At 64.7% G+C, this 24710-nt stretch carries 26 protein-coding genes; 9 read left to right on the top strand and 17 right to left on the bottom strand.

Annotated elements, in window-relative coordinates; all coding sequences use genetic code 11:
• Nucleotides 1-471 precede the first annotated feature (471 nt).
• A complete protein-coding gene (locus VOI21_RS17000) occupies nucleotides 472-1221 on the bottom strand; it encodes a YebC/PmpR family DNA-binding transcriptional regulator (protein WP_323771142.1) in 750 nt (249 codons plus the stop codon).
• Nucleotides 1222-1375: 154 nt separating this feature from the next.
• On the opposite strand from VOI21_RS17000, the gene VOI21_RS16995 reads away from it, so the two are divergent.
• Nucleotides 1376-2110 (top strand): glutamine amidotransferase, encoded by a 735-nt coding sequence (locus VOI21_RS16995; protein WP_323771141.1) that lies wholly within the window; start codon nucleotides 1376-1378, stop codon nucleotides 2108-2110.
• 85 nt (nucleotides 2111-2195) lie between these two features.
• Here VOI21_RS16995 and VOI21_RS16990 read toward each other — a convergent pair whose 3' ends face one another.
• The 6 genes from VOI21_RS16990 to VOI21_RS16965 form a co-directional block, all read right to left on the bottom strand.
• Entirely contained in the window at nucleotides 2196-2489 is a 294-nt protein-coding gene (locus VOI21_RS16990) for a hypothetical protein (protein WP_323771140.1), read from the bottom strand.
• Between the two features lie 15 nt (nucleotides 2490-2504).
• Complete coding sequence (locus tag VOI21_RS16985) at nucleotides 2505-4283, bottom strand: SLC13 family permease (protein WP_323771139.1); 1779 nt, start codon at nucleotides 4281-4283, stop codon at nucleotides 2505-2507.
• A 25-nt stretch (nucleotides 4284-4308) separates the two neighbouring features.
• Nucleotides 4309-5229 carry a DMT family transporter gene (locus tag VOI21_RS16980; protein WP_323771138.1) on the bottom strand — a complete coding sequence of 307 codons (921 nt, stop codon included), beginning with the start codon at nucleotides 5227-5229 and terminating at the stop codon, nucleotides 4309-4311.
• The gene (locus VOI21_RS16975) at nucleotides 5226-6041 is read right to left on the bottom strand and encodes a TIGR00282 family metallophosphoesterase (protein WP_323771137.1); all 816 of its coding nucleotides are present in this window, start codon (nucleotides 6039-6041) and stop codon (nucleotides 5226-5228) included. The genes VOI21_RS16980 and VOI21_RS16975 overlap by 4 nt, the downstream gene beginning before the upstream one ends.
• 180 nt (nucleotides 6042-6221) lie before the next feature.
• Complete coding sequence (locus tag VOI21_RS16970; RefSeq protein WP_323771136.1) at nucleotides 6222-6977, bottom strand: VCBS repeat-containing protein; 756 nt, start codon at nucleotides 6975-6977, stop codon at nucleotides 6222-6224.
• A complete protein-coding gene (locus VOI21_RS16965) occupies nucleotides 6977-7300 on the bottom strand; it encodes a 2Fe-2S iron-sulfur cluster-binding protein (RefSeq protein WP_323771135.1) in 324 nt (107 codons plus the stop codon). Before VOI21_RS16965 ends, VOI21_RS16970 begins: the two co-directional genes overlap by 1 nt.
• A 154-nt stretch (nucleotides 7301-7454) precedes the next feature.
• On the opposite strand from VOI21_RS16965, the gene VOI21_RS16960 reads away from it, so the two are divergent.
• Entirely contained in the window at nucleotides 7455-7787 is a 333-nt protein-coding gene (locus VOI21_RS16960; RefSeq protein WP_323771134.1) for an OB-fold nucleic acid binding domain-containing protein, read from the top strand.
• A 120-nt stretch (nucleotides 7788-7907) separates the two neighbouring features.
• Complete coding sequence (locus VOI21_RS16955; protein ID WP_323771133.1) at nucleotides 7908-8459, top strand: peptidoglycan-binding domain-containing protein; 552 nt, start codon at nucleotides 7908-7910, stop codon at nucleotides 8457-8459.
• An 82-nt stretch (nucleotides 8460-8541) separates the two neighbouring features.
• Here VOI21_RS16955 and VOI21_RS16950 read toward each other — a convergent pair whose 3' ends face one another.
• From VOI21_RS16950 to VOI21_RS16930, 5 genes are all read right to left on the bottom strand, one after another.
• Nucleotides 8542-10008: a Do family serine endopeptidase gene (locus VOI21_RS16950; RefSeq protein ID WP_323771132.1), complete on the bottom strand. Its 1467-nt coding sequence runs from the start codon at nucleotides 10006-10008 to the stop codon at nucleotides 8542-8544.
• A gap of 243 nt (nucleotides 10009-10251) precedes the next feature.
• Nucleotides 10252-10443 carry a DUF2065 domain-containing protein gene (locus VOI21_RS16945; protein WP_323771131.1) on the bottom strand — a complete coding sequence of 64 codons (192 nt, stop codon included), beginning with the start codon at nucleotides 10441-10443 and terminating at the stop codon, nucleotides 10252-10254.
• Nucleotides 10440-11495: a protease modulator HflC gene (locus VOI21_RS16940; RefSeq protein ID WP_323771130.1), complete on the bottom strand. Its 1056-nt coding sequence runs from the start codon at nucleotides 11493-11495 to the stop codon at nucleotides 10440-10442. Before VOI21_RS16940 ends, VOI21_RS16945 begins: the two co-directional genes overlap by 4 nt.
• Nucleotides 11495-12658: an FtsH protease activity modulator HflK gene (gene hflK, locus VOI21_RS16935; RefSeq protein WP_323771129.1), complete on the bottom strand. Its 1164-nt coding sequence runs from the start codon at nucleotides 12656-12658 to the stop codon at nucleotides 11495-11497. Before hflK ends, VOI21_RS16940 begins: the two co-directional genes overlap by 1 nt.
• Before the next feature lie 62 nt (nucleotides 12659-12720).
• Nucleotides 12721-14163 carry an FAD-dependent oxidoreductase gene (locus VOI21_RS16930; protein ID WP_323771128.1) on the bottom strand — a complete coding sequence of 481 codons (1443 nt, stop codon included), beginning with the start codon at nucleotides 14161-14163 and terminating at the stop codon, nucleotides 12721-12723.
• Nucleotides 14164-14384: 221 nt separating this feature from the next.
• Here VOI21_RS16930 and VOI21_RS16925 point away from each other — a divergent pair, with 221 nt between their 5' ends.
• Nucleotides 14385-15338 carry a calcium/sodium antiporter gene (locus VOI21_RS16925; protein ID WP_323771127.1) on the top strand — a complete coding sequence of 318 codons (954 nt, stop codon included), beginning with the start codon at nucleotides 14385-14387 and terminating at the stop codon, nucleotides 15336-15338.
• 85 nt (nucleotides 15339-15423) lie between these two features.
• Entirely contained in the window at nucleotides 15424-16686 is a 1263-nt protein-coding gene (locus VOI21_RS16920; RefSeq protein WP_323771126.1) for a SulP family inorganic anion transporter, read from the top strand.
• A gap of 155 nt (nucleotides 16687-16841) precedes the next feature.
• Here the strand turns inward: VOI21_RS16920 and rpiA are convergent, their stop codons facing one another.
• The 4 genes from rpiA to VOI21_RS16900 form a co-directional block, all read right to left on the bottom strand.
• Nucleotides 16842-17624 (bottom strand): ribose-5-phosphate isomerase RpiA, encoded by a 783-nt coding sequence (gene rpiA / locus VOI21_RS16915; RefSeq protein WP_323771125.1) that lies wholly within the window; start codon nucleotides 17622-17624, stop codon nucleotides 16842-16844.
• Nucleotides 17625-17718: 94 nt separating this feature from the next.
• Nucleotides 17719-18150, bottom strand: coding sequence for a hypothetical protein (locus tag VOI21_RS16910; RefSeq protein WP_323771124.1), 432 nt, complete (start codon nucleotides 18148-18150; stop codon nucleotides 17719-17721).
• A 119-nt stretch (nucleotides 18151-18269) separates the two neighbouring features.
• Complete coding sequence (locus VOI21_RS16905; RefSeq protein ID WP_323771123.1) at nucleotides 18270-18953, bottom strand: anti-sigma factor domain-containing protein; 684 nt, start codon at nucleotides 18951-18953, stop codon at nucleotides 18270-18272.
• Entirely contained in the window at nucleotides 18950-19501 is a 552-nt protein-coding gene (locus VOI21_RS16900) for a sigma-70 family RNA polymerase sigma factor (protein WP_323771122.1), read from the bottom strand. The genes VOI21_RS16905 and VOI21_RS16900 overlap by 4 nt, the downstream gene beginning before the upstream one ends.
• Nucleotides 19502-19593: 92 nt before the next feature.
• On the opposite strand from VOI21_RS16900, the gene cobS reads away from it, so the two are divergent.
• From cobS to VOI21_RS16885, 3 genes are all read left to right on the top strand, one after another.
• Nucleotides 19594-20580: a cobaltochelatase subunit CobS gene (gene cobS / locus VOI21_RS16895; RefSeq protein WP_323771121.1), complete on the top strand. Its 987-nt coding sequence runs from the start codon at nucleotides 19594-19596 to the stop codon at nucleotides 20578-20580.
• Nucleotides 20573-21073 (top strand): hypothetical protein, encoded by a 501-nt coding sequence (locus VOI21_RS16890; protein ID WP_323771120.1) that lies wholly within the window; start codon nucleotides 20573-20575, stop codon nucleotides 21071-21073. Before cobS ends, VOI21_RS16890 begins: the two co-directional genes overlap by 8 nt.
• A 199-nt stretch (nucleotides 21074-21272) precedes the next feature.
• Nucleotides 21273-21668 carry a hypothetical protein gene (locus VOI21_RS16885; RefSeq protein ID WP_323771119.1) on the top strand — a complete coding sequence of 132 codons (396 nt, stop codon included), beginning with the start codon at nucleotides 21273-21275 and terminating at the stop codon, nucleotides 21666-21668.
• Nucleotides 21669-21680: 12 nt separating this feature from the next.
• On the opposite strand, the gene VOI21_RS16880 is transcribed toward VOI21_RS16885, so the two are convergent.
• Nucleotides 21681-22709: a hypothetical protein gene (locus VOI21_RS16880; RefSeq protein WP_323771118.1), complete on the bottom strand. Its 1029-nt coding sequence runs from the start codon at nucleotides 22707-22709 to the stop codon at nucleotides 21681-21683.
• A 118-nt stretch (nucleotides 22710-22827) separates the two neighbouring features.
• Here VOI21_RS16880 and cobT point away from each other — a divergent pair, with 118 nt between their 5' ends.
• On the top strand, nucleotides 22828-24705 hold the full coding sequence (cobT, locus tag VOI21_RS16875; protein ID WP_323771117.1) for a cobaltochelatase subunit CobT: 1878 nt from the start codon (nucleotides 22828-22830) through the stop codon (nucleotides 24703-24705).
• Nucleotides 24706-24710 lie beyond the last annotated feature (5 nt).

The following is a 24710-nucleotide window of genomic DNA, read 5'->3' as shown; positions in this document are numbered from 1 at the left end:
CTGGCCGACACCGTCAAAGCGGCTTTCACCGTTTCGCTATATTGAGGGCGTCGCGTCTATTGGCTCAGCGCGTAAAAAAGCAGGTCTTCACGTCTGCCGCAACATCCTGCACGTCGGACACACCCCTGCCGTATGCCGCAGTTCGCGCAAGTCTTGGCCAAAGGCCGCCGCCCCTCCGGTCACCCGCACCCGGACACCGTGCCATACTGGCCTAAAACGTCTGCCGTATCTCCAAAGTCACCCACGGCCTACACCGCAAATCTCAGTCGAAATTGCCCATTTCTGCCGCCTGAAACAGGTTCACCTTCAGGGCCTGCGCCGCCGCAATTTCTTAACGCCACGTAAAAACGCCTCTGCAACCCATTGATTTTACGTCACCGAGGGTCTGTCCACGCGTGGACACCCCTTAGAGCCAAACAAAAACCCCCGCCAAAGCGGGGGTTTCCTCACGTCCCTGAAAGGCCCGAAAGCTCAGGCCTCTTCCAGCTTCGCCATGACCTCATCCGAGGCCTCGAAATTGGCCGTCACCCGCTGGACGTCATCATCATCCTCCAGCGCCTCGATCAGCCGCATCAAGGACTGCATGCCGTCAAAATCCATGTCCGTGGTGGTGGTCGGTTTCCACACCAGCTTGGTCGACTCAGACTCGCCCAGTTCCCCTTCCAGCGCGGTCGACACCTCGTTCAGATCGGTGTCGGCGCACCAGATCACATGCCCCTCGTCCGAGCTTTCGACGTCCTCGGCCCCCGCCTCGATCGCCGCCATCATGACGGTGTCGGCATCGCCCACGGAGGCAGGGTAGATGATCTCTCCCTTACGCTCGAACATGAACCCGACAGAGCCGGTCTCGCCCAGATTGCCACCGTTCTTGGCAAAGGTCGACCGCACTGTGGATGCGGTCCGGTTGCGGTTGTCTGTCATCGCCTCGACGATGACCGCCACGCCATTGGGGCCGTAACCCTCATAGCGGATTTCCTCGTAATCCTCGGCGTCGCCCCCGGTTGCCTTCTTGATGGCGCGTTCGATGTTGTCCTTGGGCATCGACTGGCCCTTGGCCTCTTTCACGGCCAGCCGCAGACGCGGGTTCTTTTCCGGATCGGGATCGCCCATCTTGGCGGCGATGGTGATCTCCTTCGACAGCTTCGAAAAGATCTTGGCCCGGATCTTGTCCTGACGGCCCTTGCGGTGCTGGATGTTTGCCCATTTGGAATGGCCGGCCATGGTCGGTGTGCCTCTTTGTCGGATGCCCTGAGATATGAGCGCCTCTATAGGCCAGCGCCGCCCCCCTTGCCAAGAGCGCGCACCACCTCGCCGCCGCACCCGCCCGGCGGCATGTCGCGTTGCACGCACGCCGGGCTTGCGCTAGCGCTGGGGCATGAGCCGATTTCTCCTCCTCCAGCTGCGCCCCGAGGCCGAGGCCAGCGATTCCGAATTCCGCGCCATCCTCACCACCTCTGGCCTGTCAGAGGACCGCGTTCACCGGCTTTGCCTGGACCATGAGGATCTGCCCCCTGACCTCGACCCTGGCGACTACGCCGGTGTGATCGTCGGCGGCGGTCCCGGGTGCGTCAGCGATCCCCCCGCCAAGAAGGCCCCGGTAGAGCGCCGCATCGAAGAGGCGATCCTGCGCCTGATGCCCCGGATCACCGCGCAGGACATCCCCTTTATGGGCTGCTGCTATGGCATCGGCATCCTTGCCCATCACCTTGGGGCCGAAGTGTCCAAGGACCGCTACGGAGAGCCGGTGGGCGCGGTGACCTGCTACCGGACCGAAGACGGCGCACAGGACCCGCTGACCATCGGACTGCCGGACCGGTTCGACGCCTTCGTCGGTCACAAGGAAGCGGTACAGGGCCTGCCCAAAGGCGCGGTCCACCTGATCTCATCCGGCCCCTGCCCCTACCAGATGATCCGCTACGGGCAGAACGTCTATGCCACCCAGTTTCACCCCGAGGCAGACGCCAAAGAGTTCGAAACCCGCATCCATATCTATCGCCACAAGGGCTATTTCGCCCCCGAAGAGGCCGACACCCTGATCGAGATGTGCCGCGCCGCCCAGGTCACCGAACCGCCGCGCCTGCTGGAAGGGTTCGTAGAACGCTACGGCTGAGCGGCGGGCCAACAAGGACGACCTGGCGCAGGCGCGACCAAGCCCTGAAACCATCGCCCCCGTTCCACTGTGATCCCAAGGCCCATCACGTTGCGGCCTCTATCCGCGCGTACAGCAGATGGAGCCACGGATTGTCCCCCTCATGCGGGGCCGTCTCTGGCAGCGGCATTGGCGCGGTCTCGATAAGGTGCAGGAGCGTCCAGCCCAGCCCAAAGCAATCGTCTTCACCAAAGCATCCGATCAATGCCTTGGCTTCATCATCGGTGATCGGAGCGGAAATCGCCTGCAATGCCCGTTCCGCACGCTCGATGACTGTCAAATCAGCACTTACCGGTGGAAGCGGGCCCAGTTCGACAAAAGCCTTGACCTCAAACCGCATTCCCAAGCCCCCCGCTCAAAGCGGCCAGAACCACGGGATCAGGAACGACGCCAGCGCGCCGACGCTCAGGTTCAGTGGCAGCCCGACCTTGAAGAAGTCCGAAAACTTGTACCCGCCGGGACCGTAGACAAGCGTGTTGGTCTGATACCCAATGGGCGTGGCAAAGCTGCACGAGGCCGCGATCATGACCGCCACCACCAAGGGACGCGGATCGACGCCAATCGCGGCGGCAAGGCTGATCGCGATGGGGGTCACCACAACGGCGACGGCGTTGTTAGATACGGTTTCCGTCAGCAGGCTGGTCATCAGGTAGACCGCCCAGATCACCACCGGCGCGGGTAGATTGGTCATCAAGGGGGCCACCCCGCCCACGATCAGTTCGACCGCGCCCGAGGTCTGTAGCGCCGCGCCGATGGCCAGCATGGCAAAGATCAGCGCCAGCAACTGCCCCTCTACAAAGGAAAACGCCTCGTCCGCGTCGATGCAGCGGGTCAGCAGCACGATGGCCACCGCGACCACGGCCAGCGCCAGAATCGGCGCCACGCCAAAGGCCGACAGCACCACGATCCCGGCCAGCGCCAGCAGCGCCACCGGGGCGTGGCCGCGCCGGAATGCCCGCGCCGAGGGCTGCGCCACGTCGACCAGTTCCATTTCTGTGGCCAGCCGCTTGATGTCTTCGGCGCTGCCTTCCAGCAGCAGGGTATCGCCCACCCGCACCACCAGATCGTCCAACTGGCGCCCGATGTTCTGGTTCCGCCGGTGCACTGCCAGCGGATAGACCCCGAATTTCCGGCGCAGGCGCAGCGCACCAAGGCTGCGGCCCACCATCTTGCAGCCGGGCGTGATCAGCACCTCGACCGTGGTGGTTTCCTTGGCAGAGACCTGATCGACGCGCTTGAGTTCCTTGTTGCGCTGCAGCGACAGCAGTTCGTTCATCTTGGTCCGCAGCACCACGCGGTCGCCAACCTGTAGTTCGACCCCCTGCAGGTTGCGGCGCAGCGACTCGTCTCCGCGGATCACGTCGATCAGGCGCACGCCCTCACGCTTGAACAGTTGCACGCCAAGGACTTCGCGCCCGATCAGGTTGCTGTCCGGCGGAATCACCGCCTCGGAAAAGAACTTCATCCGCGAACGGTCCGACAGCATCCCCGCCATCGAGGTCCGGTCCGGCAGCAGGAAACGCCCGAAGAACAGCAGATAGACCATGCCCCAGGCCACAAGGATCACCGCCAGCGGCGTCACCTCGAAGATGGTGAACGGCTCCAGCCCGCTCGCCCGCGCGACGCCATCGACCAGCAGGTTTGTCGAGGTCCCGATCAGGGTCAGCGTGCCGCCAAGGATCGCGGCATAACTCAGCGGGATCAGCAGTTTCGACGGCGCAATGCCCATGGAATTGGCGATCTGCACAAAAATCGGCAGCATCACGACAACCACCGGCGTGTTGTTCATCACCGCCGAGGCGACGACGACCACCATCAGGATGCCCGCGATTGCCTGCCGTGGCCGCTTGGCGACCTGATCCTGCGCATATCCGGTAAAGGCATCCAGCGCCCCGGTCCGCACCAGCGCCCCCATGACGACAAACATCGCGGCAATGGTCCACGGCGCCGGGTTCGACAAGACGTCCAGCGCCGCCTCATAGGGCAGCGCGCCCATCAGCAACAGCACCGCGACGCCACCGATGGCGGTCACCTCCGTCGGATAGGATTCGCGCACAAACAGCACAAACATCGCGGCCACGACGGCAAGGGTTACCACCGCCTGACCTGTCTGGCTCAGCTCAATTCCGATCATGTCCCGCTCAGCTCACCGCCTGCCCTCAACCGACCGTATTCTGGCGTGACGCCCGGTCGGGTACAAGCGGTTTACGCTGCGGCTGCACAAGGGCCATGCCCGCCATCATCAGGATCAGCGCCGCCCAGACCCATCCGGTATAGGCCTCGGACAGGAACAGCATCGCCCAGGTGACCCCGAACAGCGTGACCAGATAGCTGACCTGCGCGGCAAAGACCGCCCCCGCACGGCCCACCAGCCAGACATAGGCCGAATAGGCAAAGGCGTGCAGCACCGCACTGGCGAGCACCGCCTTGTCCGGCCCGCCCAGTGGCAGGCTTGGCACGATGAACTGACCGCTCGCCAGCGCCAGCGGCAGGCTGAGCACCGCGCCCAGCACCGACGCCCCGGTCAACACCTGCACCGCGTCCAGCCCCTGCGTGCCCCATTTCGCGACCATGTTGCCCTCCAGCGCGTAACAGGCAGAGGCGATCAGCGCGATGGCGATCCAGACGGCCTCTGTCCCGGCGGGCAGGCTCGCCTCCGGCAGCACCAACAGCGCCACCCCGCCCAGACCCAGCAACAGACCCATCAGCCGCGCGAAGGACAGCCGGTCGGTGCCCAAGGCCAGCGCGATGGGCAGCGCGAACATCGGCACCGAACTCAGCAGGATCGACAACACGCCCGAGGGCAGATGCACCGCCGCCTGATAAGACGCGATGCCCGGCACAACCGTGCCCACGACGGCAATGAACAGATACAGCCGCAGGGCGGGGGGATGCAGCGGCAGGCGTTTGCCCTTGAGCAGCGTCAGCGCGCCCAGCAGTAGCCCCACCAGCACCGTCTGCCAAAAGATCAGCCCGAAATGGCGATACCCCTCGGACACCGCGATCTTGGCCAGCGGCTGCGTCGCGCCCCAGGCCGCGCCCGTCACCACCAGCGTGGCAAAGGGCAGGAGCCGGATCATGCGGGGCCGGACTGTGCCAGCCGCCCGCCCTGCCGGACCATCTGCACGGTGACGGCCTTGCCATTGGTGTCGTCCGTCTCGACGTAGACGCCGCTCAGTGTTGCCTCGCCCAGCGCAGGATTGAACCGCCCTTTGCCCATGCCATTGACAAAGCGGCGCAGGGGTTCGGCCGGGTCCATGCCGATGACCGAGTTATAGTCCCCGCACATGCCCGCGTCCGACTGAAACGCCGTGCCCCCGGGCAGGATCTGGGTGTCGGAGGTGGGCACATGGGTGTGTGTGCCGACCACCAGACTGGCCCGACCGTCGCAGAAATGGCCCATGCCCATCTTTTCCGAGGTCGCCTCGCAGTGCATGTCGACCACGATGGCCTGCGCCTGCCCGCCAAGCGGATGCCGCTTGAGCAGATCGTCGATGGCCACAAAGGGGCTGTCGTAGTTGCGGCTCATGAACACCTGTCCCAGCGCCTGCGCCACCAGCACCTTGCGCCCGCGCGCGTCCTTGTACATCGCCGCCCCGCGCCCCGGCGCTTGCCGGGCGATGTTCATCGGGCGGATAATGCGGGTGTCCCCCTCGATATGGGTCAGCATTTCCTTCTGGTCGAAGGCATGATCCCCCAGCGTGATCACATCCGCGCCCGCCTCAAAGATCGCCTTGGCGTGTTCCGCCGACAGGCCCGCGCCGTTGGTGGCGTTCTCGCCGTTCACGATCACGAAATCCAGCCGCCAGTCCTTGCGCAGGCCCGGCAGCCGTTCCGTGATGCCCTGCCGCCCCGCGCGGCCCATGACGTCGCCAAGAAAGAGTATTTTCATGGCCGACAGGGGTAATTCGGACAGTCGGGAAAGCAAAGCCCCAATCGTGCGGGTCAGACGGCGGAAAGGGGGGCGTCCTGCCAGCGGCGTGCTTTTAGCAAAGCCGCGTCCGCCTGCGGTCGGCTCTCCCCCTGAGTATTTGGACCAAGAAGAAGCCCTGGTCGCTGGGACCCAAGCCGGTCAGCGACAGGTCACGGGAGCGGCAATCCGGTCGGCGCTGTAGGCCCCAAGGTCACGCGCCGTAAGCGTGCCGTCAAAGCGCAGGGCAACAACACGCGACCAGTCGCCACTCGCAAGGATCATCTCCGGACCGCCGCCACAGTCGCGCAGACCGCCTGCGATATAGTCCCAGCCGATGCGGTGATTTGTATAGCCGGTCGCTGCCGCGACCTCGCGCAGCGCGCCGTCAGCATAGCGCCAGATCCGCAGGGTCTTGGCCAGATGCGGGCGGTCGACATAGGCGATCTCTATCGCGCCGTCGCCGTCCAGATCCGCCGCCCCCACCGGTGCCAGCCAGCGAAAGCGCTGGCCGATAAAGGGGGTTGCCGCCAGCGGGTCAAGACTGCCCTCCGTGACGGCCCAGACCGCCAGCCGCGCGCCGCGCGTCTCGTGGCTCTCGATCGTGACGATTTCCGGCAGCCCGTCGCCGGTGACATCCCACAGCCGCGGGGCCACGTCCTCGAACACCAGCGGCGCGTCCCACCGGCGGCGCAACACGCGCCCGTCCGACAGGGTCACCGCCAGCGTGTCATATTCGATCTCATCGCCCAGAACGCCGTGCGGATAGCGCGTCACCGCGCCCTCATAGCGCGCCGCGACAGCCTCCTGCGCGACGGCGGCCACAGGAGACGTCAGCAACACGCACAGTGCCAACCGCGCGCCGCGCGCGAACGCTGCCCACAGGCACGCCGGTTGACGCGGCGCCCCGGCGGTCATCAGATCTGCTTTTCGGGCATCTTGACGACCAGACCGTCCAGCGCATCGGTGACGCGCAACTGGCAGGTCAGGCGCGACTGCTGTGGGTTTGGCTCATAGGCGAAATCCAGCATGTCCTCTTCCATGTCTTCTTTCGCGGGCAGCTTTTCGACCCAGTCCTCGGCCACGTAGACATGGCAGGTGGAACAGGCGCAGGCCCCCCCGCAGTCCGCCTCGATTCCGGGGATGTTGTTGTCCCGCGCCCCTTCCATGACGGTCAGACCGTTGGGGACGTCGACGACATGTTCCGTGCCGTTGTGCTCGATATAGGTGATCTTGGCCATTTCACCGCTCTCCTTGAAATTCGACACCCTAGGTAGTGCGCCCATCCCGCCACCGCCAGCCCCTATTGCACCTTTGCGACCACAGGGGCCGACCCGTGATCGCAGAGCCGCGAAAAACATGGCACTATCCGACACGTGTTCTATATTTGTTCACATGAACTGGCCTCACCCCCCCTCTTGCATTCCCGCGCACCGCTTGCGCGAGCCACCCAACGGCGCGCGCGTCACCGTCGCCGGGCTGGTGATCCTGCGTCAGCGTCCCGGCACCGCCAAAGGCGTGATCTTCATCACGCTGGAGGATGAGACCGGCGTGGTGAACATCATCGTCTGGCGCAAACTGTATGAACAGTTCCGCCGCGCGGTGATCGCGGGCCGGATGCTGCGCGTCACCGGCCGGGTGCAACGCGAAAACGGCGTGACCCACGTCATCTCGGAACACATCGAAGATATCTCGGCGCTGCTGGACCGGCTGCTCGATACGCCCTGAGGGCCACGGCACAGGCGACCCGTCGCTGTCGGCCCTCCCCCCTGTTCCGGCGCACTAGGCAGGGCGCGCCAAAACCGCTATGTTCTCCGCAACAAAGGCACACAAGAGGCCCGAGCAGAGATGTCCCGTTTCCCTTCGCCCCCGGCCGCGCTGCTGGCTGCGCTGACTGCGCTTGCCGCCTGTGGCGACCCACAGACCGTCAGCCGTAAGGCACAGATGCCCGACGGCCCGCCGCCGCTTGCCGAACACATCGAGGACGGCACCTGCCGGGCGCGCGATGTGCGTCCGGCGGTCTATGAGCATGTCATGGGCGAGGTTCAGGTGGTTCAGGCAGAGATCGCCGAGGACGGCACCGTGATCCGCCCGCCAATCTATCGCAAGGCCCCTGTGCCGCGCGTGGTGCGTGAACGTGGCGAAATCACCTTCGAGGCCCCCTGCCCCGAACAGATGACGCCCGAGTTCATCGCCTCGGTCCAGCGCGCGCTTGCGGCGAGGGGGTATTTCGCAGGCAATGTCACCGGCACGCTGGACGCGCCGACCACCGCCGCGGTGCGCGCCTACCAGTCAGAGCGCGGGTTGAAAAGCGCGCAGCTCTCGCTGGAAACCGCGCGGGCGCTGGGGCTGGTCGCGGTCGAACTGCCCCGCGCAGACCCGGTGAGCGGGACGTTGTAATCACAGCACCACAGCGCAACCTCTGACGAAAAAGGGCGGCCCGCAGGCCGCCCTTTGTGGTTCATGACGCAGTCGCTCGGGATCAGCCGTCCGACAGGCTCAGCGCGACAAAGCGGGGGTCGCCGCCGCTGCGCACCAGAAGCAGGATCGACTTGCGGCCCTCGTCGCGGGCCTCTTCGATGCGGGCTTCGAGGTCTTCGATGCTGCTGATCGCCTGCTGACCCGCTTCGGTGATCACGTCACCGGCGCGCAGGCCCTTTTCAAAGGCCTCGGTCGTCGCATCGACATCCATGATCGCCAGACCCTGCATTCCAGCGGGCACGCTCAGTTCCGAGCGGATCGCATCCGTCAGCGGGCTCAGCGTCAGGCCAAGGGTCTTCAGCTCTTCGGGGGCATCCGGCACAACCGGCGCGGCGGCGGGGACAGCGCCCTGCGCCTCTTCGCGGCGGCCCAGCGTGACCTTCAGCGTCTGCGTCGTGCCATCGCGGTTGACCACCACGCGCACGGTCTTGCCCACCGGGGTGTTGGCCACGATGCGGACCAGCTGCCGGGTGTCCTCGACATCGATGCCGTCAAACGACACGATCACATCGCCTGCCGCGACACCGGCCTCCAGCGCGGGGCCCTCGGGGACGTCAGACACCAGCGCGCCTTTGGCTTCTGCCAGTTCCAGAGCGTCCGCCACGTCATCGCTGACGTCCTGAATGCGCACACCCAGCCAGCCGCGACGGGTCTCACCGAACTCCTGCAACTGGCCGACCACGTTGGTCACCACGTTCGACGCCATCGAAAAGCCGATGCCGATCGACCCGCCGTTGGGCGACAGGATCGCGGTGTTCACGCCGATCACCTCGCCGTCCATGTTGAACAACGGTCCGCCAGAGTTGCCGCGGTTGATGGCGGCGTCGGTCTGGATGTAATCGTCATAGGTGCCGCTCAGCGCCCGGTTGCGGGCCGAAACGATCCCGGCCGAGACCGAAAAGCCCTGACCCAGCGGGTTGCCCATGGCCATGACCCAGTCGCCGACACGCGCGGTGTCACTGTTGCCGAACTTGACGTAGATCAGCGGGCGCTCTGCCTCGACCTTCAGCAGGGCGATATCGGTGTTGGGGTCCGTCCCCACCAGCGTCGCAGGCAGCTCGAAACCTTCGAAAAACTCGATGGTGATTTCGTCCGCGCCTTCGATGACGTGGTTGTTGGTCACGATAAAGCCGTCTTCGGAAATGACAAAACCGGACCCAAGGGCCGAGGACCGACGCGGGCGGTCGGGACCGCCACGATCCTGAAATTCACGGAAGAAGTCCTCGAAAGGAGAGCCTTCGGGAACAACGCCGCGCGGGCCGGTGCGACCGGCGACCGTTGTCGAGGTGGTGATGTTCACAACGGCGGGGCTGATCCGCTCAGCCAGATCGGCAAAGCTTTCGGGCGCGCCGCGCGCATGGGCCATCAGGGATTGCGATACGATCAGGATCATCGACAGCGATGCCAGCCAGAACAGCCGCAGCGGTGTCGCATTCTCCTGCGTCAAGGCGAGGGATTGCGGTTTCAATGGGGTCTCCTTGTCTCTGCCAGCCAGCGGGCGCGCGGGGCCGCACGCCACCGCCTGCCTCCTGTCGGTCAGTGTGTCAAAGATAGGTGCGCGCGCGCAACACCAAAGGGTTGAAATGCTGCCTCACCGGTTTGTGAGAAGGGTGTGACACGGCGAAATCGGCGCATTTCCGCTAGGCGCCGTCGCGCCACCCGGTCAAAAACCGCTTGGGGCCGGTCATTTGCCGCACTCAGCCGGGGTGGCTCATCCCTTGGCGATCCACAGCACAATCAGGCCCGACACCAGCGTCAACAGGCCAAGGTTGCGGCGCTGTTCCAGCGACAGCGCGCGCAGCGCCTCTAACAGGCGCTCCACAAGCTGAGGGGCCAGTGCATACACCAGCCCCTCGATCACAAGGACCATTCCGATCCCCGTCAGTATGTCCGTCCCGCTCAATTGCCTGCGGGCGGTGTGTCGGCCTCGGGCGCAACGGGCGATACAGCCGGATCAGCGGGTTCCGGTGCCGGGTCCGTCGGGGCCGGGCTGACAGGTGCCGGATCCTCAGGGGTTTCCGGCGTCGGCGCGTCCGGTGCAACGGTGCGGGCCACCGGATCAGGCAGCGTCACAGAGCCGTTGGTCGACAGTTCGTTCTTGAAGTATTCAAAGAACTGGCTGTCCGGCGTCATGACCATGGTCGAGTTATTGCCCTTCAGCGACGTCTCATAGGCCTGAAGCGAGCGATAGAAGGCAAAGAACTCCGGGTCCGCCCCATAAGCATCGGCAAAGATGCGGTTCCGCTCGGCGTCGGCCTCACCCCGGATCACGTTGGCATCCCGATCCGCAACCGACAGCGTTTCCACCACGGTACGATCCGCCAAGGCCCGGACACGTTGCGCGGCTTCGTTACCACGGGCGATTTCGTCCGCGGCTTCGCGTTCACGCTCTGCCTTCATCCGGTCAAAGGTGGCTTCAAGGTTGCGCTGCGGCAGGTTGGTCTGCTTGAGACGCACGTCGACCACATCCAGACCCAATGAGCGGGCCTGCGCACGCGCACTGTCACGAATGCGGATCATCAGTTCACGCCGGTCTTCGGACAAGATCCGGTCAGACGTCACCTGATCGGCACCCAGAACCTCACGGATCTGCGCGTTCAGGATGCCTGACAGGCGGTCCTCGGCGACGCGGATACCGCCGGTGCCCACCGCTTGCCGGAATTGCACCACATCGGCGATCCGGTAACGCGCAAAGGCGTCGACCACCAGTCGGCGGTCATCCGACGGCGTAACTTCGATGGTTTGCGTGTCCAGCGACAGGATGCGGTCGTCGTAGCGGACCACTTCCTGAATAAGCGGGATCTTGAACGCCAACCCCGGCTCTTCTTTCACGGCCTTGATCTGGCCGAATTGCAGCACCAGCGCCTTTTCGCGTTCGTCCACCACAAAGATCGACGACAGCACGACCACAATGGCCACGACCAGGACGGGCAATAGATATGTTGTCTTGCGCATCAGTTGCTCCCTCCGCTGCGGCGAAGTTCATTCAGCGGCAGGTAGGGCACGACACCGCCACCGGCAGCGCCGCCTCCGCTGGTCACCGAATTGTCGAGGATCATCTTGTCGACCGATCCCAGCACACTTTCCATCGTCTCGATATACAGGCGACGGCGCGTGACCTCGGGGGCCAGCGCGTATTCCTGCTGAACGCTGGTAAAGCGCGCGGCCTCACCGACCGCTTGGTTCACGACCTGCGCGCGGTAACCTTCGGCTTCTTCGCGGGTTTGCGCGGCGGCACCGCGCGCCTCTGCGACGACGCGGTTGGCGTAGGCGTCGGCCTGACGTTCCAGCCGGTCCCGTTCCTGTTCCGCCGACTGAACGGCGCGGAAGGCGTCGATCACCTCACGCGGCGGGTCAGCGTTGTCGAGGTTGATCCGCACGACGCTGATGCCGCTGTCGTATTCGTCCAGCGTCGCCTGAATCTGCTCACGCGCGCCATCGGCGATGGCACCACGGTCGCGGTTGAGGATCGGGGCAAGGTTCGACGCCGCGATGATTTCACGCATCACCGATTCCGACACCGCCTGAACGGTCAGTTGCGGGTCGCGGATGTTGAACAGCAGTTTGGCCGGGTCCGAGATGTTCCAGACCACCTGAAAGTCGATGTCGACGATATTCGCATCGGTGGTCAGCATCAGACCGTCGTTGCCGCCACGGCCCGCGCCCACGGTCTCGGTCCGCTCCGAGGTCACGTTGACAACCTCATAGGTCACAAACGGCCAAGGGGCGATATTCAGACCCGGATTGCCGGTGTTCGAATAGGTGCCAAGGAACAGTTCAACCGACTGCTCTTCGGGCCGCACGGTATAGACGCTGGCAAAGGCCCAGAGGCCGAGCAGCACAACCGCGCCGATCCCCACGGTGCCGCGCGTCAGGCCGGGACCACCCGAACCGCCGCCGCCGCCCGATCCGTTCTTGCCGGAACCGCCGCCGCGCCCGCCCATCAGAACGCGCAAGCGTTCCTGGCCTTTTTTCATCAATTCGTCGATCTCGGGGATCTGGCTGTCTTCGGGACGACGCCCGCCGCCCCCGCCACCGCTGGGCGGACGATGACCGTTACCGCCACCGTTCTGGTTGCCACCGCCGCCCCCCCAGGGGCCGCCGCTGTTACCTGCCATGAACTTCGGTCCTTCCTCGTCTGTCGTATTTGTTATGTTACCTGTGCCCAGCGCCCGCGAATTCAAGCGGTCCGGATCGGATTGCGCATGGTCACCATTTCTTCGGACATTGTCGGATGCACCGCCACCGTCCGGTCAAAATCTTCCTTGGTCGCGCCCATCTTGATGGCGATGCCTGCCAGTTGGATCATCTCCCCCGCGCCCGGGGCGACGATATGACATCCCAGCACCTTGCGCGAGGCTTTGGAGACGATCAGCTTCATCAAGACGCGGTCGGGCTTTTCCGCAAAGGCGGTCTGCATGGGCCGGAATGAGGTGCAGTAGACCTCGATCTCTTCCTGCTCGGCCGCATCCTCTTCGCTCAGCCCGATGGTGCCCATCTCGGGCTGGGTGAAGACCGCGCTGGGGATCAACTCGTGATCCACCGGCGTCGGGTTGCCCCGGAACACCGTCTCGACAAAGGCCATACCCTCGCGGATCGCCACCGGCGTCAGGTTCACCCGGTTGGTCACGTCGCCAATGGCATAGACCGAGGGCACCTTGGTCTGGCTGTACGCATCCACCTCGATGGCGCCCCCCCGGCCCAGCGTGACACCGGCCTCTTCCAGCCCCATGTCTGCGGTATTGGGCGCACGGCCCGTGGCGAACAGCACCGCGTCGAACTCGCGGATATTGCCGTTGGTCGCCTTCACCCGGATCATGCCATCGCTGGGACCGGCGTGATGGTCGCTGCCGTATTGCTTGGCCTCGACCGGAGCGGCCTCCAACCCCTCTTCGCGGGGATCGTGGCTGCGGTGCATCTCGACGATATTGGTGCCGGTGTGCAGGTCGATCCCGCGTTCCTTCATCGCGTCCGCGATCAAGCCGCGCGCCTCTTCGTCGAAACCGCGCAGGATCTGCGCGCCGCGATAGTACTGCGTCACCTCGACACCCAAGCCATGCAGGATGCAGGCGAACTCACAGGCGATATAGCCGCCACCGACGATCAGGATGGATTTCGGCAGCCGCTCCATGTGGAACAGGTCATCCGAAACCATCCCCAATTCGGCGTTCGGCATGTCGGGGCGCACCGGACGCCCGCCAGAGGCGATCAGGATGTGCTTCGCCGTCTTCACCTCGCCGGTGGACAACTCGACCGTATGCGCGTCCTTCAGCCGCGCGCGGGCATCGTAACTGTCGACACCAGAGCCGGACAGCAGCTTGCGGTAAACGCCTTCCAGCCGGTCCAACTCGGTGTTCAGCTTGCCTTGGAACGCCGACCAGTCAAACGCGCCATCCGGTATGTCCCAGCCATAGGCGCGCGCCTCGGCGGGCATCCCGGCGTATTCGCTGGCAAAGACCATCAGCTTTTTCGGCACGCAGCCCCGGATCACGCAGGTGCCGCCGTACCGGTCCATTTCCGCCAGCCCGACCTTGGCCCCCGTCTCGCCCGCAGCAACCCGCGCTGCGCGTACGCCGCCCGAACCACCGCCGATGACAAAGAGATCGTAGTCGAATTCGCTCATGTCCGTATCCTTGCTTGACCCGCCAAAGTGTATTTCACAGGCGGCCCAAGATGGCCAGACGGCGAATATCACCCATCCTTCACACGCGCGTGCCCCGTCACGCCTGCGGACCTTGCTTCACACGCGCGTGCCCCGTCACGCCTGCGGACCTTGTAGCGCAGGCGCGGCCCCCCATCTTAGCGCAGTGCCCCACCGGCACATTCTTTGGCAAACTGGACGACATGGACCTACTCTTTGTTCTGGGCGGCTTGGTCGCCCTTGTGGTGGGCGGTGACGTCCTTGTGCGCGGCGCGGTCAGCGTCGCCCGCAGCCTGCGCGTGCCGCCCATGGTGATCGGCCTGACGCTGGTCGGCTTTGGCACCTCCGCGCCGGAACTTGTGACCAGCCTGCAAGCGGCGCTCACCGGGTCGCCCGGTCTGGCCGTGGGCAACGTGGTGGGCAGCAATATCGGCAACGTGCTGCTGATCCTCGGGATCGCCGCGCTGATCGCGCCCATCGCCGTGGACACCCGCGCCCTGCGGCGCGACGGCGCGGTTCTGGCCGGGGCCACCCTGCTGGGCCTCTGGGCAATGGCCCAAGGCGTCATACCCCGCCCGACCGGGGCGCTCTTTGTGGCGGCAATCCTGGCCTATGTCGGCACCACCCTGCTGCTGGAACGCCGCCGCGCCAGCGACACTGGCGCGCTGTATACGGCAGAGGCAGACCTGCTGCCGATGCACCCCACCCGGCTGGGCCGCGACGCCCTGCTGACAATCGGCGGGCTGGTGCTGACGGTCCTCGGCGCGCGGTTCCTTGTCGAGGGCGCAGTGGGCATTGCCTCTGCCATGGGCATCTCCGAGACGATCATCGGCCTGACCGTCGTCGCCATCGGCACCTCAATGCCTGAACTTGTCACCTCTGTCATGGCCGTCCGGCGCGGAGAGGGCGCGGTCGCCCTTGGCAACGTCATCGGCAGCAACATCTTCAATATCCTCGGGATTCTCGGCATCACGGCGCTTGTGGTGCCCATCGACGTCCCGGCGCAGATCTTGAGCGTCGATGGCTGGGTCATGGCCGCTGCAACCGTGGCTTTGCTGGTCTTTGCCACCTCCGGCGCACGCGTGTCCCGGCGAGAGGCAGGGGCCCTGCTGGCGTCCTACGGCGCCTATATGGGCTGGCTGTTCATGGCCGCCTGACCCCCCCCTGCGACGCCAGCGCATTTGCACCCCCCCCATCACAGGCGTAGGGCTAAAGACATCGCATTCAAAAAAATCTGACCTCATGACACCCAAATTGTTGACGGTGCTGCCGGGGTATACCCGTGCAGACCTTGCCCGTGATACGCTGGCCGGCGTGACCGTTGCCATGGTCGCCCTGCCCCTCAGCCTTGCCATTGCCATCGCCTCGGGGGCCGATCCGGGGGCGGGACTGGTAACTGCCATCATCGGCGGCTTTCTGGTGTCGCTGCTGGGCGGCAGCCGGGTGCAGATCGGCGGGCCAACCGGCGCGTTTATCGTTGTGGTCTACGGCACCATCATCGCCCACGGCTATGACGGGCTGGTCATCGCGACCTTTATGGCGGGGATTCTGCTGCTGATCGCGGGGGCGCTGAAAGCGGGCAGACTGATCGAACTGGTGCCAGAGCCGGTCATCAACGGCTTTACCATCGGCATCGCCGTGATCATCGCCGCCAGCCAGCTCAAGGACCTGATGGGCCTGACAATGGCAGAGGTTCCCGCCGATTTCCTGCCCAAGATCGCAGCACTCTGGGGCGCGCGGGACACGTTCAACGGGGCCGCATTGGCCACCGGGCTGGGGACGATGGTCCTGATTGTGCTGCTGCGCCGTGCCGCGCCCCGGTTTCCGGGTCTGGTGGTGGCCGTGGGGCTGGGTTCGGCGGCGGTGGCGCTGCTGGCGCTGCCGGTGGATACGATCCAGTCCCGCTTTGGCGCGCTGCCCTCTACCCTGCCTATTCCGTCCCTGCCCGACCTGTCGCTGGCCCGCTTGCAGGAACTGCTGCCCTCGGCGGTGGTGATCGCCTTTCTGGCCGGGGTCGAATCGCTGCTGTCAGCGATGGTGGCCGACCGCATGATCGAAGGCCGCCACCGCCCCAATGCCGAGATGCTGGCACAGGGGGCGGCCAATATCGGCTCATCCCTGTTCGGCGGCCTGCCGGTGACAGGGGCCATTGCCCGCACCGCCACCAACATCCGCGCAGGCGGGCGCACGCCCATCGCCGGGCTGGTCCATGCGGCGACGATCCTTGTGGTGATGCTGGTGGCCGCGCCTCTGGCCGGAACGCTTGCGATGCCCGCGCTGGCCGGTCTGCTGATCCTGACCGCGTGGAACATGTCAGAGCCGCACAAATGGCGCGGCTACATGGCCGGTCGCCGGTCGGATGTGGGGCTGTTGATGCTGACGCTGGTGCTGACGGTACTGGCGGATCTCACCGTGGCGATTGCCGTGGGCGTGGCCCTCGGGTTGGCCCTGAGGCTGGCCCGCCGCGACGCCCCGCCCGCCGACTGGGACCCGCGCGATCAGTGATCTGACCGCCCCCCCCGATCCTTGCCGTAGGCCGGGCTTCAGCACGGCACACGCTGCCCCGAAACCAAGGGCAAACCCTAACAGATCGTAAAAACGCCTCTGTAAGCCATTGATTTCACGTACCCGCAACGCTGTCCACACGTGGACAGCCCTTCTCAGAGGTCGCGAAAAATGTTGTCATCCTCGGCAAATTCCAGCTGCGCCTCACTGACCGTGCCCTCATTGATATCACGGGTCTCAACACGCCCGTCGCCATAGCCAATGATGACCTTGTCGCAGATATCGATGAACAGCCCGTTCTCGACCACGCCGGGGATCTGATTGAGCACCATGGCCAGCTGCCGCGCGTTGCCGATCCGCCCCAGATGCAGGTCCAGAATATGATTGCCCTCATCGGTATAGAACGGCTTGTCGCCATTCATCCGCAGCGTCGTCTGACGGCCCATCACATCCATCGAGACCAAGGTTTCCTCGATCAAAGCCTGCGTCGTCTGCATCCCGAAGGGGATCACCTCCACGGGCAGCGGAAAGTTCCCCAGCCGCTCGACCTCTTTGGCCGCGTCGGCGATGACCACCATCTGATCGCTCGCCGTTGCCACGATCTTTTCCTGTAGCAACGCCCCGCCGCCGCCCTTGATCAGGTTCAGATCGCCGTCAAATTCGTCCGCACCGTCGATGGTGATGTCCAGCCAGCGCGCCTCATCCAGCGAGATCACCTCGATCCCCACATCCCGCGCCAGTTCGGCGGTGCGGGTCGAGGTCGGCACGCCACGGAACCGCAGCCCCTCTTCGCGCGCCATCTCTCCCAGGCACCGCACCAGCCAGGCCGCGGTCGAGCCGGTGCCCAAACCCACGCGCATGCCGGACTCCACAAGGCTCGCCGCCTGTTTGGCGGCGGCGAATTTGGCCTTGTCGATGGGGGACAGCTCTCCGGTCATGGACCTCTCCTTTGGGTACGGGGCAGCAACAGACCGCGCCCTTATAGGCGGCGCAAGTCCGGTGCGCGAGGCCAAAGTGCCAGAGATGACGCGCTTACATCCGCACCCGAACCGGATCAAAGCCCAGCAGGAACTGCTTGGCCTGTCCGGCATTGCCCGGCAACGCCTTGCAGCGCGCCTTGACTGTCTTGAGATCGGTCTTGCGCGGGGCGCGGGTGAAAAAGCTGAGGTCAGACATGACCTTGCGGTCGTTCACCTTGATCCATCCCTTGCGAAAGGCCTTGGTCGTGTTGCGGTGGGCAAAGCTTTTGGTGGCGCTGGTGGCACCGCAGACATAGGTCGCGCCATTGATACCCAACACCGACCACGCGATGTCAATCTTGCCCATATTGGTGTCCCAGCCTAACTCGCTATGTGTGAAACCGGCACCAACCGGCACCTCCAGCAGCGTCTGTTGCGCAGTGGCGCCCCCGGCGCTCAACGACAGGACGACAGCGAAAACGGACGAGACAATAGTGCGAAACATGGCAGCTCTCAATTTGTGAATCAGGCTCTTGCACCACGGGCTAGGCCCGCCGCCTTCGGGCCGCAACCGCACTGTCCTGATGAGACCAATGCGCGTCGCACATCGGCAACAGACCCGCGTCAGAGGGCGGCCAAAACCCCTTCGGCGCGTTTGTCGCCCGTGGGTACGCCACCGGGCGCACCGCCTGCCGGTTCCTCGCTCACCAACAGCCGCGCGCCAATAATATTAGCTAATAGAGGTGAGGGCAGCGCAACCAGCGTCTCGTCGCCGCGCAACAGCGCAAGGGACACCGGCGGGCCGTCTTCTGGCATCAGCCAAAGCTCCAGAACGCGCCCCTCACCAACAGCACCAGCTTTACGGGTCACCGCCAAAACCCCGGTGCCGGTGTCAAACCGCGCATCCAACGTCAGCGCGCCCTCCGCCCCGGTCATCTCCGCTTGCAAGACCGGGCGGGCCGGTTCCAGCAGGCCAGAGGCAAACACCACCCAAGCCAGCACCACGCCCACCACCGCACCGATCAGATACGGCAGCACCTGTTGCCAGACCGGTGCCTTTTCGACCGCGCCGAATACCTTGCCCTCGATCCGGCGCAGCACCTGTGGCGGCGGCGTCTCTTCGGGGATCAAATCGGTAAAGCTGGCGAAATATTCGGCCCAGGCCGCGACGTCCTGTTGCAGGTCCGGTTCTGCGATCAGGTGCGCCTCGAACCCGGCAATTTCGTCCTTGGGCATCAGGCCCAGCGAATATTCTGCGGCCCCGGCCTCCCAGCCGCCCGGCAGTTCCCTGTCCAGCGGGCTCTTCATCGGCTCAGGCACGCGCGCAGCGCGAGCAGGTCATCGCGCAGCGTCGCCCGCAGGCTGTCGACCGATGCCCCGGCGCTGCGCGCCAGATCACCATAGGTCGCCCCATACAGATAAGCCTGCCGCAGCATGTCGGCCCGGGCGCGTGGCAATTCGCGCAGGCACGTCTCCAGCGCCCGCGCCTCTTCGCGCAGGCCCTCCAGTTCCTTGATCTCTGGCCGGGGCGCATACAGCCGCTCAGTGATTTCCAAAGGCCCGGTCATCCGGCCCGCCGCACGTTCCGCGCCAAGGCGGGCAATGGACGCGTCGCGGGTGATCGTCACCAGCCATGTCAACGGCGAGGCCAGCGCGCCGCGATACTGGCCCGCCCGCTCCCAAATGCCGACAAAAACTTCTTCCATCACCTCTTGGGCCAGCGCCTCATCACGCAGGATACGCAGGGCGATGCCATAGAGTTTGGCCGATGTCACAGCATAGAGCTTGCGGAACGCGGTCCGGTCGCCGCTGGACACACGGCCCAGCAGAGCTTCGATCTCTTCCTGCGCGGTCATACCGAACGCCTCACCAGTTCCCCTTGCCCCTCCCCAAGATATGTTGCACGTAACGCGAAGCATACGAGATTTGACAGAAGGACGCGGGCACCATGGCCGACGGGATGATCGATATCAACGCGAAACCGACCGAGGAAATCTCTGTCCGCGAGGTGTTTGGCATCGACAGCGACATGATTGTGCACGGTTTCCCGGACCGCACCGCCCGCGTGCCGGACCTTGATTCCACCTACAAGTTCGACCCCGACACGACGCTGGCGATCCTTGCAGGCTTTCGCAACAACCGCCGCGTGATGATTCAGGGCTATCACGGCACCGGAAAATCGACTCATATCGAACAGGTCGCCGCCCGGCTGAACTGGCCCGCCGTGCGCGTGAACCTCGACAGCCACATTTCCCGGATCGACCTGATCGGCAAGGACGCGATCAAGCTGGTGGACGGCAAGCAGGTCACCCAATTCCAGGAGGGCATCCTGCCTTGGGCACTGCGCAACCCCACCGCGATTGTGTTTGACGAGTACGACGCCGGTCGCGCCGACGTGATGTTCGTGATCCAGCGCGTGCTGGAAACCGACGGCAAGCTGACGCTGCTGGACCAGAATGAGGTCATCACACCGCACAAGTATTTCCGCATCTTCGCCACCGCGAATACCGTGGGCCTTGGCGACACGACGGGCCTGTACCATGGCACCCAGCAGATCAACCAAGGCCAGATGGACCGCTGGTCGCTGGTCGCGACGCTGAACTACCTGTCAATCGACGCCGAGACGCAGATCATCCTGTCCAAGGCACCGCACTACAACAACGAAAAGGGCCGCAAGACGATCCGCCAGATGGTGACCGTGGCCGATTTCAGCCGCCGCGCCTTTATGAATGGCGAGTTGTCGACCGTCATGTCGCCCCGGACCGTGATTGCCTGGGCGCAGAACGCCGAGATCTTCCGCGATGTCGGCTATGCCTTCCGCGTGTCTTTCCTGAACAAATGCGACGAACTGGAACGCCAGACCGTGGCCGAGTTCTACCAGCGCTGCTTCGACGAAGAACTGCCAGAAAGCGCGGCCTCGCTCAGCCTTGGCTGACAATCCTGGCCTGCGGAATGCCTGGGTCCGCATGGCGGGCGTGGGCATTCTTGTTGTCGTGGCCGGTGTCTACCTGTTTCAGCACAAACGGCCCCCCTTTCCCGAGGTGGCCCCGAACGCTGATCCTGCCGTCCTGCTACAAGGCTACAGCGCCGACAACTTTTGCCATGAATTCCTGAAGGTTACCCTCGAAAACGAGGGCGAACCGGTGCTGGTAGTGCAGACCGCAGATCTGGCAGAGATGCGCGACGGGTTTCACCAGCGCATCCGCTTCTATAGCAACCAGCGCGGCGAGGATGACTTCGAACTGGGATTTCAGGCGCGGACCCAGTTCTATCAAATCCTCAGGCATCTGGCGCAGCCTGACAGGGCGGATAATGCGCGCGACGTGCTAGAAACCCAGATCGCCGACTGCCGCAACAGGTTGGCAAAACTGGGCGTTCCGAAGAAACCGGCCCCCAGCGCCTTGGAGAGAGCATTCCAGGATCGCTGAACCGGGGCGGACACGCGCGGGCCGCGCGAAACCCTGACACCCCCTGCGAAAAACCTTCCCCGCCTTCGTGTAGGCGCGACTCGGCACGGCCCCAGAACGCGCAACAGGTGCGTCCACGATGCCCTCCCTTGACCACACAGGCCAAAAGTTTTCATTTCGCCTTATTGTTTGGCAATAAATTCGGCGTAAAGTCGGATTCATGGGCGCTTTGAAAACAATTTTCGCCTCGTTTGTCCTCTCTGTGGTCTGCGCAGCACCGCTGGCCGCCCTGACCGATGTGCCGCGCGAACGCGCGCAAGTGTTCGCCGCCTGCCTTGGGCGCGCCTCGGCAGAGATGGAGCATCGCTGGCTAATGGGGGGCGGTGCGGATGCGGAACAGGACCGCCGCGCCCTGTTTGAAATGCTCTTGGACACGGTCGCACCGCGCTCTGGCATTCCCGGCCCCGAACTGCTCGACATGCGCATCCGGGCCAAATTTGCGCAGGCCCACCTGCTGCAAATCGCGACCTTCCACACCGATCCGGACCGCAAACGCCGCGCCGGTGCTGCGGCCCGCCGTGCGATGCGCCCCTGTGCGGCGCTGATTCTCAGCTGATCCAACGTCGGCTCAGGGCAACTCGGGGCAGAACAGGTTGGCGTTGTGCGCAACGCGGGTGGTAAGGGCGCGGGCCTCGGGCGCTGAGGTTATGGCCAGATAGGACTCGATGGCGTCCCCCAATTCTTGCCGCAGCCGGTCACGTTCGGCATCGTCATCGATGTCGCCCAGCGCCTCGGCCAGCCGCTCTCGGCGCATCCCGTTGGCAATCAGCCGGAGGATCAGATCCCTGAGCCCCGCAATCCCGTCCGCGCCCACCGCGTCGATGAGCGGCCCCGCCCCGTCCGAAATCTGATGAGTCAGGCAATCGAAATTCCGCGACTGGCTCAGTTCAAAGGTCGCAATGGTGGCCAACGCCAGTTCCGCCGCCCCCGGTGCGATGCGCGTATAGGTCCGGGCGTACTCCATCGGGTCCCGCGTGCCGGGATCGCGCAGCGCGCCCTCCAGCACCAGAACATCGCCCGCAAGCCGCAGGTCAAAGCCCAGTTCGAAATGGTTCAACTGTGCCTTGATGGCCAGATCGTAGGACCGTTCATGTTCCAGCTGCACCGATCCATAGCGGATTGCATCGCCGTACTGCGCGACATTGAATGCGCCATCCTTGTCCCGTTCCAGCATGGCCTCTGCCGCCACGCCCAGATACGTGCCATCCTCTGTCCAGAACGAATTGGCGGGCGGCGCGACCGCTTTCATCCAGTATTGCGTGACCGCCAGCGTGCCCGGTTCTTTGCCCGGCCCAAAGACCAGCATTTCCTGCCCCGGCACCGTGACCCCAAGCAGATATTGCAGCACCAGATCGCCCAGCCAGACACCGTGCAATTCTGACAGGTCCGTCACCGAAACCGCCTCTGCCAGTGCGGTTTCGTTCAGGACAAACATCTGCAACGCGTCCCGCGAGCACCCCAACGGACCACCCGGATCGTCGGAGACGCCAGAGGGCGGTGGCGGCACACGCATCGCCGCCTGCATTTCGGCGCAGGTCACATCGGCCCGGACGAGTCCCGGCAAGAGCAGCAAGCCAGCAAAAATCAAACGCATCATCGTCGAAGCCTTTCGTCAGAAAACAAATCAAACAATTCGTGCAGCCTATCCCGAAATGCCCGTCCGACCAAGCCTGCGCCCCCTTGCGGGCGCACCTCAAAGGGCGGATAAACGCCCCATGAACAAGCCCAGCGACAACCCCGCCGATCCGTTCAAGAAGGCCCTCGCCGAAGCCACCAAGGTGATGGCCGACGACCCGGAGCTTTCGGTCAGCTATTCGGTCGACCCCTCCGGTGTGTCCGGAGAGGCGATGCGCCTGCCGCAGGTCTCGCGCCGCATGTCGCGCGATGAGGTCATGCTGGCGCGTGGCACGGCGGATGCCCTGGCGCTCTACCACCGCTACCACGACAACAGCACCCATGCCCGCTATCTGCCGCAGGGCGACATGGCGCGCGAACTGTATGAGGCGATGGAAACCGCCCGGTGCGAGGCGATGGGCGCGCGCGACATGCCCGGCACCGCGGGCAACATCGACGCCAAGATCGCTGCCGACGCCACCCGGCGCGGATATGGCCAGATCCGCGAGGCCGCCGAGGCGCCGCTGTCGGTGGCTGCCAACTACCTGATCCGTCATCTGGCCACCGGGCGCGACCTGCCGCCCGATGCGGCCAATGTCATGAACCTGTGGCGCGGGTTCATGGAAAATCAGGCCGGAGGCACGCTTGACCGGCTGGACGATACCCTGTCCGACCAGACCGCCTTTGCGAAATTCGCCCGCCAGATGATCACCGATCTGGGCTATGGCGACCAGTTGGGCGACGACCCCGACAGCTTTGACGACGACTCGGACGAAGACGGCGTTGACGACGATCAGGACGATCAGGAACCCGATTCCACCGGCGACGATGACGACGACGGCGAAGAGGCCGAAGCCTCTCCCGAACAGTCGCAGGAGGAAACGCAGGATCCGTCGCAGGCGCAGGTCTCGATGGATGAGATGGCCGATCAGGAACTGGGCGAAGAGGCCGAGATGCCAGAGGGGGAGGCCCCGCTGGAGCCCCCTACCCCGCAGCCGATTTCCGAGGCCGACCCGGATTATACCGTCTATTCGACCGAAAACGACGAAGAGATCGCCGCCGAGGATCTGGCCGAGCCGATCGAACTGGAACGCCTGCGCGCCTACCTCGACCAGCAGCTGGAACCGCTCAAAGGCGCGGTGTCGCGGCTGGCCAACAAGCTGCAACGCCGCCTTCAGGCACAGCAGAACCGCTCTTGGGAGTTCGACCGCGAAGAGGGCATCCTTGACGCCGGTCGCCTTGCCCGCGTGGTCGCCAACCCGACGACGCCGCTGTCGTTCAAGGTCGAAAAGGACATGGAGTTCCGCGATACGGTTGTGACCCTGCTGCTGGACAACTCCGGGTCCATGCGCGGCCGCCCAATCAGCATCGCCGCCATCTGCGCCGACGTTCTGGCCCGCACGCTGGAGCGGTGCTCGGTCAAGGTCGAGATCCTCGGCTTTACCACCCGCGCGTGGAAAGGCGGGCTGGCGCGTGAGGAATGGCTGAACGCGGGCCGCGAACAGCAACCCGGCCGCCTGAACGACCTGCGCCACATCATCTACAAACACGCCGACGCGCCGTGGCGGCGGACCCGCGACAATCTGGGTCTGATGATGAAAGAGGGCCTCTTGAAGGAAAACATCGACGGCGAGGCGCTGGAATGGGCGCACCGCCGGATGGCGGGCCGCCCCGAGGCGCGCAAGATCCTGATGGTGATTTCCGACGGCGCGCCGGTGGACGATTCCACCCTGTCGGTGAACCCGGCCAACTATCTGGAAAAGCACCTGCGCGACGTCATCGCCATGGTCGAACGGAAACGTCAGGTCGAACTGCTGGCCATAGGCATCGGCCACGACGTGACCCGCTACTATGACCGCGCCGTGACCATTACGGACGTCGAACAACTCGCCGGGGCCATGACCGAACAACTGGCTGCGCTGTTCGACAGCGATCCTCGCGCACGGGCGCGGTTCATGGGCATCAAGCGCGCTGGCTAGGTCTT

It is taken from the genome of Antarctobacter sp. (genome assembly GCF_034670325.1).
GTDB lineage: Bacteria > Pseudomonadota > Alphaproteobacteria > Rhodobacterales > Rhodobacteraceae > Antarctobacter.
Note: the sequence above shows the minus strand (reverse complement) of the source record. Positions and strands in the feature narration are given on the sequence as shown.

Bases quoted from the DNA above. Each gene is read 5' to 3' on its own strand.
- VOI21_RS16920 (WP_323771126.1), top strand. From the start codon at position 15,424: ATGACACCCAAATTGTTGACGGTGCTGCCGGGGTATACCCGTGCAGAC.
- VOI21_RS16925 (WP_323771127.1), top strand. From the start codon at position 14,385: ATGGACCTACTCTTTGTTCTGGGCGGCTTGGTCGCCCTTGTGGTGGGC.
- VOI21_RS16960 (WP_323771134.1), top strand. From the start codon at position 7,455: ATGAACTGGCCTCACCCCCCCTCTTGCATTCCCGCGCACCGCTTGCGC.
- hflK (WP_323771129.1), bottom strand. From the start codon at position 12,658: ATGGCAGGTAACAGCGGCGGCCCCTGGGGGGGCGGCGGTGGCAACCAG.
- cobT (WP_323771117.1), top strand. From the start codon at position 22,828: ATGAACAAGCCCAGCGACAACCCCGCCGATCCGTTCAAGAAGGCCCTC.
- VOI21_RS16910 (WP_323771124.1), bottom strand. From the start codon at position 18,150: ATGTTTCGCACTATTGTCTCGTCCGTTTTCGCTGTCGTCCTGTCGTTG.
- VOI21_RS16970 (WP_323771136.1), bottom strand. From the start codon at position 6,977: ATGACCGCCGGGGCGCCGCGTCAACCGGCGTGCCTGTGGGCAGCGTTC.
- VOI21_RS16990 (WP_323771140.1), bottom strand. From the start codon at position 2,489: ATGCGGTTTGAGGTCAAGGCTTTTGTCGAACTGGGCCCGCTTCCACCG.
- VOI21_RS16975 (WP_323771137.1), bottom strand. From the start codon at position 6,041: ATGAAAATACTCTTTCTTGGCGACGTCATGGGCCGCGCGGGGCGGCAG.
- VOI21_RS16880 (WP_323771118.1), bottom strand. From the start codon at position 22,709: ATGATGCGTTTGATTTTTGCTGGCTTGCTGCTCTTGCCGGGACTCGTC.
- VOI21_RS16940 (WP_323771130.1), bottom strand. From the start codon at position 11,495: ATGCGCAAGACAACATATCTATTGCCCGTCCTGGTCGTGGCCATTGTG.
- VOI21_RS16900 (WP_323771122.1), bottom strand. From the start codon at position 19,501: ATGACCGCGCAGGAAGAGATCGAAGCTCTGCTGGGCCGTGTGTCCAGC.
- VOI21_RS16930 (WP_323771128.1), bottom strand. From the start codon at position 14,163: ATGAGCGAATTCGACTACGATCTCTTTGTCATCGGCGGTGGTTCGGGC.
- VOI21_RS16885 (WP_323771119.1), top strand. From the start codon at position 21,273: ATGGGCGCTTTGAAAACAATTTTCGCCTCGTTTGTCCTCTCTGTGGTC.
- VOI21_RS16985 (WP_323771139.1), bottom strand. From the start codon at position 4,283: ATGATCGGAATTGAGCTGAGCCAGACAGGTCAGGCGGTGGTAACCCTT.
- cobS (WP_323771121.1), top strand. From the start codon at position 19,594: ATGGCCGACGGGATGATCGATATCAACGCGAAACCGACCGAGGAAATC.
- rpiA (WP_323771125.1), bottom strand. From the start codon at position 17,624: ATGACCGGAGAGCTGTCCCCCATCGACAAGGCCAAATTCGCCGCCGCC.
- VOI21_RS16980 (WP_323771138.1), bottom strand. From the start codon at position 5,229: ATGATCCGGCTCCTGCCCTTTGCCACGCTGGTGGTGACGGGCGCGGCC.
- VOI21_RS16965 (WP_323771135.1), bottom strand. From the start codon at position 7,300: ATGGCCAAGATCACCTATATCGAGCACAACGGCACGGAACATGTCGTC.
- VOI21_RS17000 (WP_323771142.1), bottom strand. From the start codon at position 1,221: ATGGCCGGCCATTCCAAATGGGCAAACATCCAGCACCGCAAGGGCCGT.
- VOI21_RS16955 (WP_323771133.1), top strand. From the start codon at position 7,908: ATGTCCCGTTTCCCTTCGCCCCCGGCCGCGCTGCTGGCTGCGCTGACT.
- VOI21_RS16995 (WP_323771141.1), top strand. From the start codon at position 1,376: ATGAGCCGATTTCTCCTCCTCCAGCTGCGCCCCGAGGCCGAGGCCAGC.
- VOI21_RS16905 (WP_323771123.1), bottom strand. From the start codon at position 18,953: ATGAAGAGCCCGCTGGACAGGGAACTGCCGGGCGGCTGGGAGGCCGGG.